Consider the following 18,963-nt stretch of genomic DNA (forward strand, 5'->3'; position numbering starts at 1 on the left):
GGCGGTTGGCGGAAGGCTGCTGGGGAGGTGCTCGGCTGCTTCCCGTCCGTACATCTGTCCAGATGTCGAGACAGGGCGGGTGCGGGTGTCGCCGTGCTTCGTTCGGGGGTGCCGGTCAGTCCTGCGCGGCAGAGTGCCGGTTCAGGGCGTCGGCGAGGGGGTGGGCGGGCCGGAAGTACCGGTCAGAACCGCCCAGTCAGCGCATTCGACACAGGCAGGCAGCCACGCGGCACAGGTCTACCGCCCGCCGCTTTGTGAGATCCGCCTGTCGCTTCATGCCGACGATGCTAGGTACAAGCTCCGCCCGCTGTCATCAGCGTTTCGAATATCGAGATGAAATGATTCGAATACTGAGATTTCGGGGTTCTTCGGATGGGCGGGGTTTCGCGGGTGGCGCCCAGGGACCGCCGCAGGAGTGGATCGGAGTGGATCTACGGACCGTCGATGGACAGATCGTCTCGCAGAGCGGAACGGCAGCTACCGGACGGCTCAGCCGATCAGCTTGACGTCGCTGCCCTGGAAAGTGAGCTTCAGTCCGTCCTGCTGCGGGGTCGCGCCCGCCAGGCCGAGCCCGGCCGGCAGGCTGGTCAGGGTGAAGCTGCGCGGGCCCAGCATTCCGTTCGCCGCGCCGTTCAACAGCGAGCCCAGACCGCCGAGTTGGAACCCGTCGGCGGTGATGGTGTTGCCCTTGCTGTGCACGTTGCCCTGGCCGACCGGCATCCCGCCGACCGATGCCTTCACCTTGCCGGGGCCCGCGTAGGAGAGCTCGATCCGCTCGGTGCCCGACACCAGCCTGGCCACGTCGGCGTACGAGACCAGGCCGCTGCCGGTGCCGCTGCGCACCGTCGCGCTGCGGTAGCCGCTGCCGACCTCCACCCCCGACAGCTGCATGCTGAACGAGCGCAGCGGCACCTGCTCACGGCCGTCGCTCACCGTCACGCCCTCGCCCGAGAGGCGGACGCTGTCGAAGCGCCCCGCCAGCGCCTGGGTGAGGAATGGGAAGCCGCCGATCGAGACCGTCGGGCGGGCGCTGAGCACTCCGCTGCCGACCAGCTTGTCGGCGGCCTCGTCCTGGGCCACGCCGACCGCGATCCGGTCCGCACCGAGGAGCAGCCCGGCGAGCGCCACCAGGCCGATGATCAGCTTGAACCAGCCGCGCATTCCTTGCCCCTCATCCTCATCCCGTCCGCGCACCCGTACGGGGCCACGGCCTACGGAGCTACGACGAACCGGGCCGGGCGCCGGTTCCGGTCGGCGCCGACGGCCCGGCAGCGGCCCGGCTCATGGCTCACCCGCCCGCGAACGGCGGCAGCACCTCGACCGTGCCGCCCTCGGTGAGGCGGACCCGCGCGTGGTCCCGGCTGCCGACCTGCTCGCCGTCCACCAGGTACGAGCAGTGGTCGAGCACCTGGAGCAGGCGCGGACGGCTTGCGTGCCGGGCGCGCGCCGCAGCGAGTGCTTCAGCGAGCGTCACCGCCTCGTACGGCTCCTCCGCGACCCCTGCGGCGGCCTTGGCGGCGGCCCAGTAGCGGATCGTCCCGGTCAGCGGAGCGTGCTCGCCCGCCGTCACCCGCTCAGGTGAGATGAGCGTGTCGCCGGCGTTGGTGGTTGCAGCCATGGCAACCCCTCCTCGTCGTCCTCGCCCGGTGCGGCCGCCCGGCGCCTTCTGCCGGGCCGCCCACTGATCCGTGTACACGTACCGTGCGGCCGGTGCGGCTCCCATGATGGCCGAGACGGGCCACGGACCGGGAATCTCCCAGCTCGGGCGGGCAGCAGGAAGAACGTCCGGGAGGTGACTAAGTCACGCCCGTGTGGCCCACCCGACGTCCAAAGGCCCTCCCCCCGCGAAGGACGGTCGGCTATCCTCGTGAACGTAAGGGATCCGGGCAGAGTCGCCCCCGGGTCCTTTTGTGCATTCAGGACAACCACCACGGATGTCCTCACCGCCGGTGCCCCACCCGCTCCGGCTCAGAGGACCGCCCCGCGCAGCGGCACAACGACGTGCTCGCGGCCCACCGGGGTGCCAGTACCGGCGCCGGGCCGCTACCCGGTGCGGGAGCAGACCCGGAAGGTTCGCGGATGAGCAGGGTATGGACGGAGTACCAGGGGTTGCGGGACCTCCGGCACGCGCCCCGTACTGCCCTGCGCGCCGCCGAATCGGCCGGGCCGCCCAGGTGGACGGTCCTGCCCCACCTCACTCTCACTTCGCAGCTGCGACTGCCGGCTGTGGCGGCAGCCGTACCGCTGCGACCGCGACGACCCGGAAAGGGGACTAACCGGGTATGAGTTCTCTTCTGCTCCTCACCAACGCACTGCAGCCGTCCGCCGAGGTACTGCCCGCCCTGGGACTGCTACTGCACAACGTCCGGGTGGCGCCCGCCGAGGGCTCCGCCCTGGTCGACACCCCCAGCGCCGACGTGATCCTGGTCGACGGCCGGCGCGACCTGCCGCAGATCCGCAGCCTGTGCCAGCTGCTGCGCTCCACCGGGATCGGCTGTCCGCTGATCCTGGTGGTCACCGAGGGCGGGCTGGCGGCCGTCACCGCCGAGTGGGGCATCGACGACGTCCTGCTGGACACGGCGGGTCCTGCCGAGGTGGAGGCCAGGCTCCGGCTCTCCATGGGCCGCCTCCAGGTGGCGATGGACGACAGCCCGATGGAGATCCGCAACGGCGACCTCTCGGTGGACGAGGCCACGTACTCCGCCAAGATCAAGGGCCGGGTACTGGACCTCACCTTCAAGGAGTTCGAGCTGCTCAAGTACCTCGCCCAGCATCCGGGCCGGGTCTTCACCCGCGCCCAGCTGCTGCAGGAGGTCTGGGGCTACGACTACTTCGGGGGCACCCGTACCGTCGACGTCCATGTCCGGCGGCTGCGGGCCAAGCTGGGCGTGGAGCACGAGCAGCTGATCGGCACCGTCCGCAACGTCGGCTACCGCTTCGTGGTGCCGACGCTGCCCGACAAGGGTGAGCGTCCGAGTGTCGAGGCCCCGAGATCGGTGGCCGCGCAGGAGGTCTGAACGCCGGGCCGGGCGGTCGCGATCGACGGCGACCGCCCGGCTTGTCCGCTTCTGCACCGGCTTGCACTTGCGGACTCCCGGATTCCGTGACGCTGCTCATACCGCTGTCGCGCCACCCGCGTAGACTCCCTGCGTGGCCAAGGTGACGCGCGACGATGTAGCCCGACTGGCTGGGACCTCGACGGCGGTCGTCAGCTACGTCATCAACAATGGGCCGCGACCGGTCGCGCCCGCGACCAAGGAGAAGGTGCTCGCGGCGATCGACCAGCTCGGCTACCGGCCGAACAGCGTCGCCCAGGCGATGGCCTCCCGTCGCACCAACCTGATCGGCATGGTCGTCCCCGACGCCCGCCAGCCGTTCTTCGCCGAGATGGCACACGCCGTGGAACGCGCCGCCTCCGAGCGCGGCAAGCTGGTGCTGATCGGCAACTCCGACTACGTGGACGACCGCGAGGTGCACTACGTCCGCGCCTTCCTCGGTATGCGGGTCTCCGGCCTGATCCTGGTCAGCCAGGGCCCCTCCCAGCGCGCGGCGGAGGAGTTCGCCGCGATGGAGGGCGCCAAGGTGGTGCTGCTGCACCGCCGGCCCGAGGCGATCGACGACGTCGCGGTGGTCAGTGACGACGTGGCCGGCGCCGAACTGGCCGTCCGCCACCTGCTGGAGGTGCACGGACACCCGTACGTGCTCTGCTTCGGCGGCCCGGTGGAGGCCCCCGCTCCCGGCGACCCGGTCATCGACCACGTCGAGGGCTGGCAGCGGGCGATGGACGCGCACGGGCTGCCCACCGAGCCGTACCTGATGGACGCCCCCTTCAACCGCTACGGCGCCTACCAGGTCGCCCTCGACCTGCTCCGCTCCCCCGAGCGGCCCTCGGCCATCTTCTGCTCCACCGACGACCAGGCGATCGGCGTCCTGCGCGCCGCCCGCGAGGCGGGCCTGCGGGTACCGGAGGACCTCGCCGTGGCGGGCTACGACGACGTGCCCGAGGCGGCCTTCGTGGACCCGCCGCTGACCACCGTCGCCTCCGACCGCGACGCGATGGCGCGGGCGGCGGTCGACCTGGTGCTGGACGACTCGCTGATGGTCCCGGGCTCGGACACCGAGCGGGTCCGCAAGTTCCCGTCGCACCTGGTGGTACGGCGTTCCTGCGGCTGCAACCCGCCCGAGGGCAACTGACCGGCGAACCGGACTGATCCGTACGCTGACCTGGCTTTATGAGAAGCTGACAGGCTTCTCGGAGGCTTCTGAGTCAGTTCTCACCAGATTTTCATGCAGTGGGCGGACGTTGGATCCATGAGCGACCAGCACCGCACCAACGAAGAGCAGACGGCCACCGGTCCGTACGTCACCGGTTCGGACAGCACCGCTTCGCACGACCTCGGCCACTGGCCCCCGCCGCAGCCGGAGGCCGCAGCCGCCGAGACCGCCACCGGCCAGGCCCCGGCCGACCGCGCCGGGCGCGGCTTCCTCAAGGGACGGCTCGCCCTGGTCACCGCCGTGGCCGCGGTCGCCGCCGTGCTCGGCGGAGCCGCCGGAGGCACGCTCGTCGACCACCGCGCCTCCACCACCTCCTCCACCACCCTGGTCAGCCCGGTCGCCGCGAGCTCCGACGGCACCGCCAACGTCTCCGCGATCGCCGCCGCCGTCTCGCCGAGCGTCGTCCAGATCACCGTGAAGACCACGACCGGCACGGCGACCGGCACCGGCGTGGTCCTCACCTCGGGCGGACAGATCCTCACCAACTACCACGTCATCTCCGGCGCGGTCAGCGACGACGGCCGGATCACCGTCACCTTCCACGACGGCAGCACCGCGAGCGGCACCGTCACCGGCACCGACAAGTCCATGGACGTCGCGGTGATCAACGTCTCCGGTGCCGGCAACCTCACCCCCGCCGCCCTCGGCAACTCCGACAGCACGCGGGTCGGCGACCCGGTGGTCGCCATCGGCAACCCCGAGGGCCTGACCGGCACCGTCACCTCCGGCATCATCAGCGCCAAGAACCGCCCCGTCACCGTCCAGGTCGACGAAGGCTCCACCCGCGGCAACGGCGGCTTCGGCTTCCCCTTCCTCCCCGGCCAGCGCGGCGGCGGCAGCTCCTCCGCCCCCACCGGCGACACCGCCAACTACAAGGCGCTGCAGACCGACGCCGCGCTCAACCCCGGCAACTCCGGCGGTCCCCTGATCAACTCCAGCGGCCAGGTGATCGGCCTCAACTCGGCGATGTACTCGGGCAGCGGTTCCAGCTCCAGCTCCGACTCCGGCAGCGCGGGCAGCGTCGGCCTCGGCTTCGCCATCCCGATCAACACCATCAAGCAGGTGCTGCCCAAGCTCCAGGCGGGCCAGAACCTGTAAACACCGAGGATCTCGGGCCGAACCACCCGTATCCCCGGCTCGCTCGACGGACAATTGCCCAGGACACCCGGACGCAGAAAGGGCCGCCGCCCATGACTCCCCCCGCCGACGACCGCACCCCTGCCGAGGCAGCCGGCTCGAACGCCCGCCTCCTCGTGGTCGACGACGAGCCCGCGCTGCGGGACGCCCTGGAGAGCAGCCTCGCCTTCGAGGGCTACGAGGTCACCACCGCCACCGACGGCTACGAGGCACTGGACGCCGTCGAGCGCGAGAAGCCCGACCTCGTCCTGCTGGACATCATGATGCCCCGGATGGACGGCCTCACCGCCGTCCGCCGGATGCGGGCCCGGGGCGACACGGCACCGGTCCTGATGCTCACCGCCCGCGACGCCGTCGGCGACCGCGTCACCGGCCTGGACGTCGGCGCCGACGACTACCTCGCCAAGCCCTTCGAACTCGACGAACTGCTCGCCCGGGTACGGGCACTGCTGCGCCGCAACGCCATCGCCACCGAGGCGGCGGCCCGGGCCTCCGTCGAGGAGAACGACACCGAGGTCCTCTCCTTCGGCGGCCTGCGGATGAACGTCGCCACCAGGGAGGTCACCCGGGAGGGCAAGGCCATCGAGCTCACCCGCACCGAGTTCATGCTCCTGGAGATGTTCCTCTCCCACCCCCGGCAGGTCCTGACCCGCGAGCAGATCCTCAAGGCCGTCTGGGGCTTCGACTTCGAGCCCTCCTCCAACTCGCTGGACGTGTACGTCATGTACCTCCGCCGCAAGACCGAACAGGGCGGCATGCCCCGCCTCATCCAGACCGTCCGCGGCGTCGGCTACGCCCTCCGCACCGCAGCAGGCGCGGCGGCGTGAAACTGCTCCACCGGCTGACCGACTGGTTCCGCGCCCGCTCCCTGCGGGGCCGGCTGGCCATGCTCACCGCCGCCGCCGTCGCGGTCACCATCGCGCTCGCCGCGCTGGCCTGCTGGTTCCTGGTCAGCAACCAGCTGTACGGGCAGGTGCAGCAGACCCTGCGGGAAGCTCCGAATCCGCGACCGCAGGACCTGTTGTGCGGATCGACCGCCCAACAGGCACTCACTCTCGCCGAGACCACCGCCAAGCAGGTGGAAGCCGGTCGGCCGTACCCGCCATTGCACGGGTACAACAAGTGGGACATCCAGTTGGTCGCCGCCGACGGCACGGTCTGCCTCCCGATCAACTCGACCAGACTCATCCAGAATGACCCCGCCGATCTCGACCGTCTCGGCTCCGGCCCCACCTACACCTACCGGGACGGCAGCTACGAGATCGGCCGACCCGCGCTGATCCGCCAGTCCCCGGTGACGCTGACGTTCCCCGACGGAACGAGCAAGCCGTTCGTGATGCTGGTGGCCAACGACACGACTCACACCCAGGACTCACTGCGCGGCCTCGCCCTCGGCCTGCTCGGCGTGGCCGGGCTCGGGGTGGTCGGAGCCGGGCTCACCGGACGGCTGGTGGCCCGGCAGGCACTCAAGCCCGTCGACCAACTGACCGACGTGGTCGAGCACATCGCCCGTACCGAGGAGGTCGGCACGACCATCCCGGTGCACGGGAGCGACGAGATCGCCCGGCTGTCCGCCTCGTTCAACTCGATGTCCACCGCGCTCGCCAACTCCCGTGACCGGCAGACCCGTCTGATCGCCGATGCCGGACACGAGCTGCGCACCCCGCTCACCTCGCTGCGCACCAACGTCGACCTGCTGATCCGCAGCGACGAGACCGGCCGCCCGCTGCCACCGGCAACCAAGACCAAGCTGCTGGGCAATATGAAGGCGCAGATGCAGGAACTGACCCTGCTCATCGGCGATCTGCTCCAGCTCTCCCGCCCCGACTCCCCCAAGCCCGGCCAGAACCTGACGGTCGTCGCCCTGCACGAGATCGCCACCCGTGCGGTCGACCGGGCGAAGCTGCGCGGTCCCGGCCTCGGCTTCGAGGTCGCCATAGACCCCTGGTACGTCCACGGTGACGCCGCCGCCCTGGAGCGGGCCGTGATCAACCTGCTGGACAACGCGGTCAAGTACTCCCCGCCCGGCGGCACCATCGACATCGCCCTGCACCAGGGCACGCTGACCGTCCGCGACCGCGGCCCCGGCATTCCGCCCGAGGAACTCCCGTACGTCTTCGACCGGTTCTGGCGCTCCCCGTCCTCCCGCCAGCTCCCCGGCTCCGGCCTCGGTCTTTCGATCGTCGCCCAGACCGTCCAGGACACCGGCGGCGAGGTCGCCCTCGGCCCCGCCCCGGACGGCGGGCCCGGCACCCTGGCCACCGTACGGCTGCCCGGCGCAGCCGAGAAGCCTGAATAGCGCGAGGGGCGGGGCGCCCGCAGGCGCCCCGCCCCTCACCGCCAGCCAGCGGGTCAGTCCTTGTCCTGGCCCACGCCGACGACCTTGACCCGGTCCTGCGCCGGGACGGACAGCGGGGCGCCCGCCTTGCTGTGCGAGCCGAGGTAGGCGGTGAACACGTCCAGGTCGGAGGCGCCCACCAGCTTGTCCGTACCGGCCGCGAAGGCGGGGAAGCCGTCGCCGCCACCGGCCAGGAACTCGTTGGCCGCGACGCGGTAGGAGGCGGCCGGGTCGATCGGGGCGCCGTTGAGCCTGACCGTGTCGACCACGATCCGGTCGGCGCCGCTCTTGTTGAGGTCGAGGGTGTAGGTGAGACCCGCCGAGGGCTGGAGGATCTTCGGTGCCTCGGTGTTCGGCCCGCTCACCTGCTGCTGGAGCAGCTGGATGATCTGGGCACCCGTCAGCGTCTTCACCTGCATCATGTTGGTGAACGGCTGGACGGTGAACGCCTCGCCGTACGTCACCACGCCGTCGCCCTCGCTGCCGCTCGCCTTGTACACCAGGTCGGAGCGGATACCACCGGGGTTCATGAAGGCGATCTGTGCGCCGCCCTTGTCCTTGGGCGAGAGCCCGTCCAGCTGGGCATCGGCGATGACGTCGCCGAGCGGCTTCTCGAAGGCAGTGGAGCCACGGCCGTTGATGTCCGCGCCGATGTAGCCGACCGGGCGGCCCGCGATCGGGGCGGCCAGCTTGCCGTAGTAGTCGATCAGCCTGGTCATGTCCGGCGCCTTGGGCAGATCGCGCCGCACCACGTGGTTGGCAGCAGTGACCGAGGGTCGGACGATGGCCCCGGTGCGCTTGTCCATCTTCAGGTCGATCTCGGTGTAGAGGCGGCCGAAGGAGGCGGCGCTGGTGACCGAGCGCGGGGTGCCGTCGGGGTCGGGGATGGTGCAGGCGTACGAGTTGTGGGTGTGGCCGGTGACGATCGCGCCCACCGCCGGGTCGATCTTCCTGGCGATGTCCACGATCGGCCCCGAAATGCCCTGACCGGCCGGACCGCAGTCGTAGTTGTAGGTACTGGAGGCCGGGTACCCGCCCTCGTGGATCAGCGCGACGATCGAGTTGACGCCCTTGCGCTTGAGTTCGGCGGCGTACTTGTTGATCGTGGCGACCTCGCCCGCGAACTTGAGGCCCTTGACGCCCTCCGCCGTGACGATGTTGGGCGTGCCCTCCAGCGTCACCCCGATGAAGCCGACCTTCACGCCGTGCACGTTCTTGACCCAGTACGGGGGAAGCAGGGTGCGGCCGGTCTTCTCGCTGGTCACATTGGCGGCCAGGTACTGGAACTCGGCGCCCTTGAAGGTGCGGCCCCCGACGTAGCAGCCGTCGGTCGGGTGGCAGCCGCCGTTCTGCATCCGCAGCAGCTCGGCCGAGCCCTCGTCGAACTCGTGGTTGCCGACGCTGGTCACGTCCAGGCCGAGCTTGTTCATCGCCTCGATGGTCGGCTCGTCGTGGAACAGCCCCGAGAGCAGCGGGCTGGCGCCGACGATGTCACCGGCGGCGACGGTGACCGTGTTGCGATGGCCCTCACGCGCCCGGCGCAGCGCGGTCGCCAGGTACTCCACACCGCCGGCCGGGGTCGAGACGACCTTGCCGGTCGCCGGGTCGACCTCCTGAATGGTGCCGGAGGACCCGGCCGGGGGCTCCAGGTTGCCGTGGAAGTCGTTGATGGCGAGGAGTTGGAGGTCCTCGACCTTCGGCTTGTGGTGACCGTGCGCCTGAGCGGCCCCCGGCATCACCACGGTGCCGAACAGCCCGGCAGTGGCGGCCACCGCCAGTGCCACGCGACGGTACCTGGATGTGGACATACGTCTCCCCCTGATCGCGGTCTTTACGAATCCTTGATCATGCAGCCTAGGGTCAACGCGCGTAGCTGTCATGGCCCCTGACGTAACGGAAGGATCTCCGCAACGGGGCAACCATCAGGGGCGCGGGGCTCTGCTTGTGGGTTACCCCTTGCCCCTGGAGTCGGCTGCTGCCCCGGAGGCTGGCCCGGCTACATCCGGGGTTCGGCGGCGAGGTGCTGTTCGGCGCGGTGGCGCTCGGCCACCGCGTCCTCGGTCATCGCGCGGTCGGTGTAGACCAGCGGGCGCTCGGCGTCGGTGATGATGTGCTTGACCACCTGCACATTGCCGTTGACGTCCCAGACCGCGATACCGGGCGACAGGGTCGGGATGATCTCGACGGCCCAGCGGGGCAGGCCCAGCACCCGGCCGGTGGCTCTGGCCTCCTCCGCCTTCTGCATGTAGATCGTCCTGGTGGAGGCCATCTTGAGGATCGCCGAGGCCTCCTTGGCCGCCGCACCGTCCACCACGTCCGAGAGGTGGTGGACCACCGCGACGAAGGACAGGCCGAGGCGCCGCCCGAACTTCAGCAGCCGCTGGAACAGCTGCGCCACGAACGGGCTGTTGATGATGTGCCAGGCCTCCTCGACCAGGAAGATGCGCTTCACCCGGTCGGGACGCAGCCAGGTGTGCTCCAGCCAGACGCCGACGATCGCCATCAGGATCGGCATGGCGATCGAGTTGCGGTCGATGTGCGAGAGGTCGAAGACGATCAGCGGCGCGTCCAGGTCGATGCCGTCCGTGGTCGGCCCGTCGAACATGCCCCGCAGGTCGCCGTCGACCAGCCGGTCCAGCACCAGCGCGACATCCAGACCCCATGACTGGACGTCGTCCACGGCGACGCCGAGCGACTGAAGGGAGGAGAGCTCGGGGCTGCGCAGGGTGCTGATGATGTCGTCGAGGACGGGCTGGCGGTCCGTCACCGAGGCGATCACATGCGCATGCGCGGCCTTCAGGGCGAACCCGGCCCGCTCCTCCAGGCTGCGGCCCATCGCGACCTCGATGATGGTCCGCAGCAGCGAGAGCTGGCCGTGCGTGGTGATCGCGGGGTCGAGCGGGTTGAGCCTGACCCCGCCGTCCCGGGCGGCCATCGGGTCGAGGCGGACGGACTTTATCCCCAGCGCGTTGGCGATCAGGTTCCACTCGCCGACGCCGTCCTCGCCCTGCGCGTCCAGCACCACCACCTGCCGGTCGCGGAACCGCAGTTGGCGCAGCACATACGTCTTCTCCAGCGCCGACTTGCCGTTGCCCGACTCGCCGAGCACCAGCCAGTGCGGTGCCGGGAGCTGCTGACCGTACAGCTGGAACGGATCGTAGACGTACCCCTTGCCGCTGTACACCTCACGACCGATGATCACGCCGGAGTCGCCCAACCCGGGTGCGGCGGTGGGCAGATAGACGGCCTGCGCCTGTCCGGTGGAGGTGCGCACGGGCAGCCGGGTGGTCTCCACCTTGCCGAACATCAGGCTGGTGAACGAGTCGGTGAGGTTGCCGAGCGCCATGACGGGGCCTCCAGAGGGGAATCAGCGGCGGATGCCCGTGGCGAACGGGAGGGTGTTGACGAAGGCCCGGTGGTGCTCGCGGTCGCACCACTCCAGCTTGAGGTAGCTCTTGCCCGCCGAGGCGCGGATGGTCCGCTTGTCGCGGGCCAGCGCCTCGGGGTTGCGCGAGGAGACGGTGATGTAGCCGACCAGGTTGACCCCGGCCGCGCCCGAGGCCAGGTCGTCGCCGCGCTGGTCGACACGGCCGGTGTGGGCCAGGTCGCGCGGATCGACCGTGCGGTTCATCTTGGCGGCCCGGCTGGACTCGGCCTCGTCGTTGGTCTTCTCGGTGAGCATCCGCTCGATCGCGACGTCCGTGGGTTCCAGGTCCATGGTGACGGCGACCGTCCGGATCACATCCGGGGTGTGCACCAGCAGCGGGGCGAGGAAGTTGACGCCGACCGGGGTGAGCGGCCACTCCTTGATCCAGGCGGTGGCGTGGCACCACGGCTCCCGGGTGGCCGACTCACGCGTCTTGGCCTGCAGGAACTGCGGGTGGGTGGCATCCAGCTCGGCCGGCCAGGCGTTGCGCCGCGACATCGCCTGGATGTGGTCGATCGGGTGGTCCGGGTCGTACATCGAGTGCAGCAGCGAGGAGAGCCGGGCCTGGCCCAGCGGCTGGCGCACCCGGATGTCCGCCTCCGCCAGCCGCGCGCAGATGTCGGTCAGCTCACGGGCCATCACGGCCGCGAGCCCGTCGTCGTCCCTGGACCGGCGATCACCCGCCGTCCGGCCCATCGCGTGCGCCTCCGAGGCCAGGTCCCGGGTGTAGTGCATACAGGCCACCAGGTAGGCCCGGTGCTGCTCGGAGGAGGTGGAGACCATCGACTGCAACTGGTCGTAGGAGTCCTTGAGCCAGCCCGGCGCGTCCGCGGCGCCGCGCCGCTCGACGTCCTTGGCGTGCGCGTCCGGGTCGGCGGGCAGGGTGCGGGCCAGGATCTGGAGCCGGGTCACAAAGCCGTCGCCGTTGGCGACGTGCTTGAGCAGCGTGCCGAAGCGGTCGACCAGCGCCTCCTGGTCCTCCGAGTCGCGCAGACCGACACCGGGCCCCTCGATCTCGATCGCGGCGGTGACGGTCCGGCGCTCCAGGTGCATCAGCACCGCGACCTCGTCCGGACCGAACGGCGCGCTCAGCCAGCGCAGTCGGCCGACCCCGGGAGGCGGGCCGACCTCGACCTCGCGGCCGTCCAGCCGGGTGCCCGCGTCCACCACGTCCGAGCGCCACAGCGCCCGACCGCTGCGCACGGTGCGCCGGTAGGTGCGGTTGATCTCCAGCCACTTGTAGAAGGTGCGGCGGCGGTACGGCACGTACACCGCGGCGATGGCGAGCAGCGGCAGGCCGACCAGGCCGCCGATCCGCAGCGGCAGGATCGGCATCAGCAGGCCCCACATCATGCCGAGGAAGGCCCCGAAGATGATCAGAATGATCTCTCCGGACTCCCGGTTGCGGCCGATCGGCGCGTTGGGGCGGGACTTGCCGATCAGATAGGTACGGCGCTGATGCACATACGGCTGGGCGTACTGGGCGCCGTACTGGCCGAGCGGTTCGCTGCTCACGACCCGTCACCCTCCCTTCGCTGAACTTCTGCCGGTGCTGCTGGTGATCACTCTGCCTGATCCGCGGGTGCTACTGCCCGGGGTTCGCGTCGCGTGGCGGCGGCGGAGTCGGCGGCGGGGCCGCCGGGGCCGCCGCCGGGGTGCGTCCCGCGTGGGCGGCGATACCCGGGGCGGCACCACCAGCGCCGCCGGCCCCCGAGGTCGAGGCGTTGGCGGCCTGCGGGCCCCCGCGCGAACCGTGGGCGGTGATGCCCTGCTTGACCAGGTTGGCCGGGCCGTTGATCATCGCCGACCCGGCACTGACCGCACTCGCCCTGGCCCGGCGCATCTGCAGCATCTCGTCGCCGAAGCCCGGCACGAAGCGGTAGACGGAAGCACTGGCGAAGATCGACAGGAAGAGGATCGCAAGCCCCGAGAGCACCCGGGCGAAGTCGTCGTCCGCCCCGGCACCCGTGGCCACAGCCCCCGCCAGGCCGAGGATGATCACGATGATCGGCTTGGCCAGGTCGACGGCCACCATCACACCGGCCCAGCGGCGGACGTGCTTCCACAGCTGCTTGTCCACCAGGCCGGCGTACACGGCGGTGCCCAGCAGTGCCCCGACGTACAGCATCGCGGCGCGGATCAGCAGTTCGAGCCAGAGCACGGCGGCCGCCAGGACCGCCACCAGCGAGACGATGATCAGGATCAGCGGACCGCCGCCGAGGCTTCCCTTCTCCAGCGTGTCGGCGAAGCCGCCCAGATAGGTGCCGGTGTCGGACTTGGTACCCGCCGCGATGGCCTTGGTCAGCCCGTCGGTGGCACTCACCACGGTGTAGAGGATCAGCGGGGTGAAGGCGGAGGCGACCACCGTCAGCCACAGGAAGCCGATCGCCTCCGAGATCGCCTGACCGAGCGGCACGCCGCGCACCGCCCGCTTGGTGACGGCCAGCAGCCAGAGCACCAGGGTGATCACGGTGGAGCCGGCGAAGACCACCGCGTACTGCTGCAGGAAGGCCGCGTTGGTGAAGTCCACCTGCGTGGTGCCGTCGATCGCACCGGACAGCTTGCGCACCACCCAGGCGGCGGCCTGCGCACAGCCCTTGGCCAGCGAGCCCAGCGGGTCGGTGACACTGCCGACCGGGCCGGTCGGGCCGACGTTGACGGCGCCGGGCGGCGGGCACAGCTGGTCGCCGCCCGGCAGCGGATTCGGGTGGCAGGTCGCGCTCGGGCCGGCACTCGGGCTCGCCGTCGGGTCGGCGAAGACCCGCTGGGCGGTGACCAGCGCGGCCAGCTGGAGCGTGGCGAGCGCGCCCCCGAGCGCACCCGCCCTATGGAGAAAGGAACCTCGGTCAGCGGGCATAGCGGAAGCCTCCGAAGTCCTGAACAGCGGCGGTGATCTCCTCGGCGGTCGCGGCCTGCTGGTCGCCGGGTACGGGCGCCGGGCCGGACTTCCGGCTGTAGTCGGTGAGCTTCCAGTCACTGCCGGTCCAGCGCATGGTCATGGTGAGCGTGTACCAGTCCGCCGCGACCGGCTGGGTGGAGCCCTCTCCGGCCAGCCCGTGCAGGCCGACCGACCAGACGTCCACCTTGGTCGCCGTGTCCGCAGAGTTGGTGGTCCTCGTCCCGATCGGAACGGTACGGCTGACGAAGGTCAGGCCCTTGGGTGCCCTGCCCTGCGCGTCCAGCCCGAAGCGGGCGAAGGAGTCGGCGGTGAATCCCTGGTCCAGGCGGGCCTGGAGAGTGGGGGCGACGGTCGGGTCGGCGATGGTGGAGATGATGGCCCGTCGGGTGTCGGCACGGAACATCTCGGCCGAGCCGAGTGCCACAACGTAGTTGGCGGCGGCGGACTGCGCGCCCTGGTCGGTGTGCGGGTAGCCGCTGCCGATGCCGTTGCTGGTCGTGGTGACCGGGTCCTGGCCGCTGGGGGCGGTCGCGGCGGGCGCGGGCCGCGCCTGGTCCGCGGAGGCCGCGCTCCTGCCCGCGGGGGACTTGTCCCGGTTGGCGATGGAGATGCCGATCACCAGCAGGACGACCACCGCCAGCACGGCCAGCAGGGTCCTCAGCGGCCTGGGCTGACGTCCGTTCGCCTGTTGGTAGACGGACTGTTCGGCGACCGGCAGCCGGGTGCGGGTGTGCGGCTGGTCGTCGGACACCGGCACTGCGGCCCTCCTGGTGCGAGGGAGCCCAGGCGGGCCCCGAAGTCGGATCGGATGCGCACCTGGCAGGGGGTGCGCGACAACCCCAGCGGGTGCAGCACGACCGCTCCGCCAGGACGACTATCTGATCGTCAGATGGCCATGCCGTAGACAATGGTGAACAGCGTGCCCAGGGAACCAATGATGAACACGCCGGTCAGCCCGGCGATGATCAGCCCCTTGCCCTGTTCGGCACTGAAGGAGTCCCTCATCGCGGTGGCACCGATCCGTTGCTTGGCCGCTCCCCACACGGCGATCGCCAGACAGGCCAGAATCGCGACGGCCATCACGACCTCCACCATCACCCGGGCCTCGGAGCCGAGGGTCGCGAACGGCCCCCAGTCGGGGGCGATTCCGCCGATGATGGTGTTGATATCGGCCTTCTTGGGTGGGTCCGCCGCCAGGTCACCGATCAACTTGCTGCCGTCCACGCTGCTCAGGTTCATTCATCTCACCGCCCGATCAGGCAAATTCAAGGCCCCACAGCACCGCTGAGCGAAGAGCCGGTACCTATTCTTGGCCAGAACTGATGTCGCTTTGGCTACTTCTCGCGGATTGGTCGTGCGATGTGGGACAGCTACGACAAGATGTCCACCGTACGAAGGATACCGCTCACTCTTAGTATCTGTGATGATCGCGCTGAGCAATGCCTTCCAGAACGCGGACAACTGACGACTCGTCGGGACGGTGCTGATGGTACTCGGGAAGGCAGGCGCCGTAGCGGCTGGTGCGGGCGCCGCAGCACTCGGTTTCGCTGCACTGGTCACTCTCGGCACCTTCGCCGCCAGCGGCACCACGCAGAGCTCCGCCAACAATCTCGCACTCTCCAGTGGCACCGTCCCGGCCGCATACCAGCCGCTGATCCAGAAATGGGGCACCCTCTGCCCCGAGATCTCTCCCCCGATGCTCGCCGCGCAGCTCTATCAGGAGAGCGGTTTCGACCCGTCAGCCCGAAGCCCCGCCAAGGCATACGGCATGGCGCAGTTCCTGGAAGGCACCTGGGCCACCTACGGCACGGACGGCGACGGGGACGGCAAGGCCGATATCTGGAACCCGGCCGACGCCATCGCCTCCGCCGCCACCTACGACTGCGCCCTCGCCAAGGACGTCTCCCAGGTACCCGGCGACAAGCAGGGCAATCTGCTCGCCGCCTACAACGCCGGCCCGTACGCGGTGATCAAGGCCGGCGGAGTCCCGGCCTACTCCGAGACCCAGGGCTACGTCCGCAGCATCAGGTCACTGGCCCTCAGCTTCACCGCGCCGACCACCAGCACCTCGCTGGTGCTCTCCCCGCAGTCCTCCGGAGCGATCTACTTCGCCCAGACCAAGCTGGGCACCCCCTACCTCTGGGGCGGCGAGGGCCTGTCCTCCCAGGACGGCCGCTTCGACTGCTCGGGGCTCACCCAGGCCGCGTACGCCTCCGTCGGCATCACGCTGCCGCGTGTGGCCAACGACCAGTGGTACGCCGGCGAGCACCCCTCGCGCGACCAACTGCGGCCGGGCGACCTGGTCTTCTTCGCCAACGATCTCACCGACCCGCGCTCCATCCACCACGTCGGCATCTACGTCGGCGGCGGCTACATGATCGACGCCCCGCACACCGGTGCGGTGATCCGCTACGACACGATTGACCAGAAGGGCTACATCGGCGCCACCCGGGTCACCTCCGACGGCGCCCTGGCCCTGCCAGTGCGCAACGCCGACGGCACCATCACCTCCACGACCTCCCCCGGTCAGGGAACCGGTCAGGGAACCGGTCAGGAAACTGCCCAAGGGGCCGGTCAAGGCGGGGCAAAGAGCTGACGACCCGCCCGTCCGCGGTGTGCGAGCCGCGTGGACGGTGAGTCAAGTTTCCATAACAGGGCGTTTCCATGGAACCCTGGGCCTGACGAGTGACGTTCTGTCCGTCGATCACGTTTGATCAAAAAACGGAACCACCGACCAGGGAGGTGCGGCGTGTCAGCGCTGCTGGCCGACACGACCGGCCCTGATCTGAGCCTGCTGCGCGCGATCAACGGCCTGGCCAAGTCCTCGCCGGTGTGGCTGGACAGCCTGGTCTCGTGGATCGGCGAGTACGGAATCCTGATCGGGCTGGCCGCCCTGTGCGCGACCGGCTGGCTTCAGGCCCGTCGCCGCCCGGATGCGCCGGTGGCCGTCGCCGGGATGCTCTGGGTGCCGCTCTCGGTGGCAATCTGCGAGCTCGCCAACATCCCGATCTCCGCGATCGTCGACCGGCCCCGGCCCTTTGTGGACCACCCCGACCTGGACGTCCTGGTGCAGGGCAAGGAGGGCACGCTCTCCTTCGTCAGCGACCACTCGGCGATGTCCATGGGCGTCGCCGTCGCACTGCTGCTGGTCAACAAGCGGCTCGGACTGATCGCGGGCGGGCTGGCCCTGCTCCAGGGCTTCTGCCGGATGTTCATGGGCGTGCACTACCCGACCGATGTGATCGGTGGCTATGCGCTGGCGACCGCCGTGGTGCTGCTGCTGGCGCCGCTGGCGATGGCCGTCCTGGTACCGCTCTGCCACTCGCTGACCAGGACCAGGCTGGCGCCGCTGCTGGTCGCCCCGCAGGGGCGCGACAAGGGCACCGACCGCGGGGCAGGGCGAGGGCAGGGCGGCGGCAGCAGCCGGCGCCGGGCAACGGAGGGCCGCCGACGCGGGCGGGGCCGGGGCGCCCGTACCGAGGAGCCGGCCCGCGACTCCGACCTGGCCGCCTGACCGGAGCACCCTCCCGCAGCCTCTCGCCGGGGCACCGTCAGCTCGCGGGCTCGGGATCGGCCAGGTGTTCGTCGGTGTCCCGTCTTGCGCGGTCGCGCGAGCGACGGCCCGGAGCGAACCAGCCGCAGCTGCAGGAGGCAAAGCAGAAGGAGCCGCGTTCCTCGACCGCCACCCGGTGCCGGGAGGGGGCAGCGGACGCGATGGACGTGGGTGCTGCGCCGGGACGGGCCGGCAGCTCGCTGGACACGTACTGCACCGTAACGCGCTACGACCCCGGCGCGCGACGAGTTCCGTGCGCCGGTCTCTCCGTAACCCCTGCCACCTCGACTCGTTGCACCGTCAAGAGCTCTGCCCAACCAGGTGGGCGGCTTGCCGGGCCGAGGGCCCGAGGGGGTTGTCTCAAGAGTGAACAAGCTGACACAGAGCCACCGGCTCACCGGCGGACCAGCCCGTACCGGCGCCGTCGCGGCCGTCCTCGTCGCCGCCCTCACCGCCTGCGGAGGCGGCGGCAGCCACTCCTCGGAGAGCGCGGCCGACCAGCTCTCCGCCGATCCGCTCACCGCCGTGCGAAGCTCTGCCGACATCACCGGCCGGACGGGCTCGGCCAGGACCGCCACCGAGCTGGTCACCGAGTCCGCCGAGAAGAAGGCCGTCTTCAACGGCACCGGCGGGTACGACTATGTGAACCGGATCGGCAAGCTGGAGATCAACGTGCCCCCGGGCGCCGCGACCACCGGCAAGATCGTCGAGGTGACGCTGCCCGGCACGGTCTACCTGCAGAACAGCGCCGCCAAGATCCCCGAAGGCAAGTGGGTCAAGCTGGACGTCCGTCAACTCCCCGACGGGAACCTGGTCAGCAGTGGCGCCACCGACCCGGCCAGCGCCGCCGGGGCACTGCGCGGCGTGCTGAAGGCCGAGCTGGTCGGCAGCGAGACGGTCAACGGCCAGGACCTCAAGCACTACAAGGGCACCCTCGACCTGGCCAAGGCGGCCGACGCCACCGGCGGCCGGGGCGGGGACGGACTGCGGATGGCCGCGCAGACCTTCACCGCCAAGGAGGTGCCGTACGAGGTCTGGCTGGACGCGCAGGGGCGGCTGCACAAGGCGGTCGAGACCTTCACCTTCGCCGGGGTGGCCGGTTCGAAGGAGGCGAAGGACCAGGTCAAGGTCACCTCGACGGTCTCGCTGACCGACTTCGGCGCTGCGGTGGACGCGAGCGAGCCGGGTGCGGCCGACATCTACTCGATGCCGTCCTCCCCCTCTCCCTCGCCCAAGTAGCCTCCCGGTGGTTGCAGTGCGCCCCGAAGGCAGCAGCCTTCCCCGACGGCTGCACCCGAAATAGTTCCTGCGGCACCAGAGATGACCCGTCCGTG

The 18,963-nt window shown here is 70.4% G+C and carries 17 protein-coding genes; 8 read left to right on the forward strand and 9 right to left on the reverse strand.

The features are described from left to right. Positions 1–489 precede the first annotated feature (489 nt). The gene (locus P3T39_RS16175; protein ID WP_280698347.1) at positions 490–1,161 is read right to left on the reverse strand and encodes a DUF2993 domain-containing protein; all 672 of its coding nucleotides are present in this window, start codon (positions 1,159–1,161) and stop codon (positions 490–492) included. Between the two features lie 127 nt (positions 1,162–1,288). Continuing rightward, positions 1,289–1,534, reverse strand: coding sequence for a MoaD/ThiS family protein (locus P3T39_RS16180; RefSeq protein ID WP_348534352.1), 246 nt, complete (start codon positions 1,532–1,534; stop codon positions 1,289–1,291). 748 nt (positions 1,535–2,282) lie between these two features. Between P3T39_RS16180 and P3T39_RS16185 the strand changes: the two genes are divergently transcribed. The 5 genes from P3T39_RS16185 (at position 2,283) to P3T39_RS16205 (ending at position 7,711) form a co-directional block, all read left to right on the forward strand. Continuing rightward, the gene (locus tag P3T39_RS16185; protein WP_280698349.1) at positions 2,283–3,017 is read left to right on the forward strand and encodes a response regulator transcription factor; all 735 of its coding nucleotides are present in this window, start codon (positions 2,283–2,285) and stop codon (positions 3,015–3,017) included. 133 nt (positions 3,018–3,150) lie between these two features. Continuing rightward, the gene (locus tag P3T39_RS16190; RefSeq protein WP_280698350.1) at positions 3,151–4,194 is read left to right on the forward strand and encodes a LacI family DNA-binding transcriptional regulator; all 1,044 of its coding nucleotides are present in this window, start codon (positions 3,151–3,153) and stop codon (positions 4,192–4,194) included. Positions 4,195–4,311: 117 nt separating this feature from the next. Continuing rightward, complete coding sequence (locus tag P3T39_RS16195; protein WP_280698351.1) at positions 4,312–5,373, forward strand: trypsin-like peptidase domain-containing protein; 1,062 nt, start codon at positions 4,312–4,314, stop codon at positions 5,371–5,373. A 92-nt stretch (positions 5,374–5,465) separates the two neighbouring features. Further along, positions 5,466–6,239, forward strand: a complete 774-nt coding sequence (locus P3T39_RS16200; protein ID WP_280698352.1) for a response regulator transcription factor — start codon at positions 5,466–5,468, stop codon at positions 6,237–6,239. Beyond that, complete coding sequence (locus P3T39_RS16205; protein ID WP_280698353.1) at positions 6,236–7,711, forward strand: HAMP domain-containing sensor histidine kinase; 1,476 nt, start codon at positions 6,236–6,238, stop codon at positions 7,709–7,711. Before P3T39_RS16200 ends, P3T39_RS16205 begins: the two co-directional genes overlap by 4 nt. A 53-nt stretch (positions 7,712–7,764) precedes the next feature. Here the strand turns inward: P3T39_RS16205 and P3T39_RS16210 are convergent, their stop codons facing one another. From P3T39_RS16210 to P3T39_RS16235, 6 genes are all read right to left on the reverse strand, one after another. After that, complete coding sequence (locus P3T39_RS16210) at positions 7,765–9,558, reverse strand: bifunctional metallophosphatase/5'-nucleotidase (protein ID WP_280698354.1); 1,794 nt, start codon at positions 9,556–9,558, stop codon at positions 7,765–7,767. A 188-nt stretch (positions 9,559–9,746) separates the two neighbouring features. Then, positions 9,747–11,096, reverse strand: coding sequence for an ATP-binding protein (locus tag P3T39_RS16215; protein WP_280698355.1), 1,350 nt, complete (start codon positions 11,094–11,096; stop codon positions 9,747–9,749). 21 nt (positions 11,097–11,117) lie between these two features. Next, positions 11,118–12,692: an SCO6880 family protein gene (locus P3T39_RS16220; RefSeq protein ID WP_280698356.1), complete on the reverse strand. Its 1,575-nt coding sequence runs from the start codon at positions 12,690–12,692 to the stop codon at positions 11,118–11,120. A 70-nt stretch (positions 12,693–12,762) separates the two neighbouring features. After that, positions 12,763–14,034 (reverse strand): hypothetical protein, encoded by a 1,272-nt coding sequence (locus P3T39_RS16225; protein WP_280698357.1) that lies wholly within the window; start codon positions 14,032–14,034, stop codon positions 12,763–12,765. Further along, positions 14,024–14,833 (reverse strand): hypothetical protein, encoded by an 810-nt coding sequence (locus P3T39_RS16230; protein ID WP_280698358.1) that lies wholly within the window; start codon positions 14,831–14,833, stop codon positions 14,024–14,026. The genes P3T39_RS16225 and P3T39_RS16230 overlap by 11 nt, the downstream gene beginning before the upstream one ends. 128 nt (positions 14,834–14,961) lie before the next feature. Beyond that, positions 14,962–15,315, reverse strand: a complete 354-nt coding sequence (locus P3T39_RS16235) for a hypothetical protein (protein ID WP_045304467.1) — start codon at positions 15,313–15,315, stop codon at positions 14,962–14,964. A 247-nt stretch (positions 15,316–15,562) separates the two neighbouring features. On the opposite strand from P3T39_RS16235, the gene P3T39_RS16240 reads away from it, so the two are divergent. Together P3T39_RS16240 and P3T39_RS16245 are read left to right on the forward strand one after the other, a co-directional pair. After that, positions 15,563–16,672, forward strand: coding sequence for a bifunctional lytic transglycosylase/C40 family peptidase (locus P3T39_RS16240; RefSeq protein ID WP_280698359.1), 1,110 nt, complete (start codon positions 15,563–15,565; stop codon positions 16,670–16,672). A 153-nt stretch (positions 16,673–16,825) separates the two neighbouring features. Continuing rightward, positions 16,826–17,590: a phosphatase PAP2 family protein gene (locus tag P3T39_RS16245; RefSeq protein ID WP_280698360.1), complete on the forward strand. Its 765-nt coding sequence runs from the start codon at positions 16,826–16,828 to the stop codon at positions 17,588–17,590. 37 nt (positions 17,591–17,627) lie between these two features. On the opposite strand, the gene P3T39_RS16250 is transcribed toward P3T39_RS16245, so the two are convergent. Further along, positions 17,628–17,837: a hypothetical protein gene (locus P3T39_RS16250; RefSeq protein WP_280698386.1), complete on the reverse strand. Its 210-nt coding sequence runs from the start codon at positions 17,835–17,837 to the stop codon at positions 17,628–17,630. Positions 17,838–17,995: 158 nt separating this feature from the next. On the opposite strand from P3T39_RS16250, the gene P3T39_RS16255 reads away from it, so the two are divergent. Beyond that, positions 17,996–18,868 carry a hypothetical protein gene (locus P3T39_RS16255; RefSeq protein ID WP_280698361.1) on the forward strand — a complete coding sequence of 291 codons (873 nt, stop codon included), beginning with the start codon at positions 17,996–17,998 and terminating at the stop codon, positions 18,866–18,868. Positions 18,869–18,963: the final 95 nt, after the last annotated feature.

Origin of the sequence: Kitasatospora sp. GP82 (assembly GCF_029892105.1) — a bacterium.
In the GTDB taxonomy this organism is placed as follows: Bacteria; Actinomycetota; Actinomycetes; order Streptomycetales; family Streptomycetaceae; genus Kitasatospora.

Excerpts from the sequence above, each read along its gene's own strand:
- P3T39_RS16175 (WP_280698347.1), bottom strand. The coding sequence starts at position 1,161 with ATGCGCGGCTGGTTCAAGCTGATCATCGGCCTGGTGGCGCTCGCCGGG.
- P3T39_RS16185 (WP_280698349.1), top strand. The coding sequence starts at position 2,283 with ATGAGTTCTCTTCTGCTCCTCACCAACGCACTGCAGCCGTCCGCCGAG.
- P3T39_RS16195 (WP_280698351.1), top strand. The coding sequence starts at position 4,312 with ATGAGCGACCAGCACCGCACCAACGAAGAGCAGACGGCCACCGGTCCG.
- P3T39_RS16200 (WP_280698352.1), top strand. The coding sequence starts at position 5,466 with ATGACTCCCCCCGCCGACGACCGCACCCCTGCCGAGGCAGCCGGCTCG.
- P3T39_RS16210 (WP_280698354.1), bottom strand. The coding sequence starts at position 9,558 with ATGTCCACATCCAGGTACCGTCGCGTGGCACTGGCGGTGGCCGCCACT.
- P3T39_RS16215 (WP_280698355.1), bottom strand. The coding sequence starts at position 11,096 with ATGGCGCTCGGCAACCTCACCGACTCGTTCACCAGCCTGATGTTCGGC.
- P3T39_RS16225 (WP_280698357.1), bottom strand. The coding sequence starts at position 14,034 with ATGCCCGCTGACCGAGGTTCCTTTCTCCATAGGGCGGGTGCGCTCGGG.
- P3T39_RS16235 (WP_045304467.1), bottom strand. The coding sequence starts at position 15,315 with ATGAACCTGAGCAGCGTGGACGGCAGCAAGTTGATCGGTGACCTGGCG.
- P3T39_RS16240 (WP_280698359.1), top strand. The coding sequence starts at position 15,563 with ATGGTACTCGGGAAGGCAGGCGCCGTAGCGGCTGGTGCGGGCGCCGCA.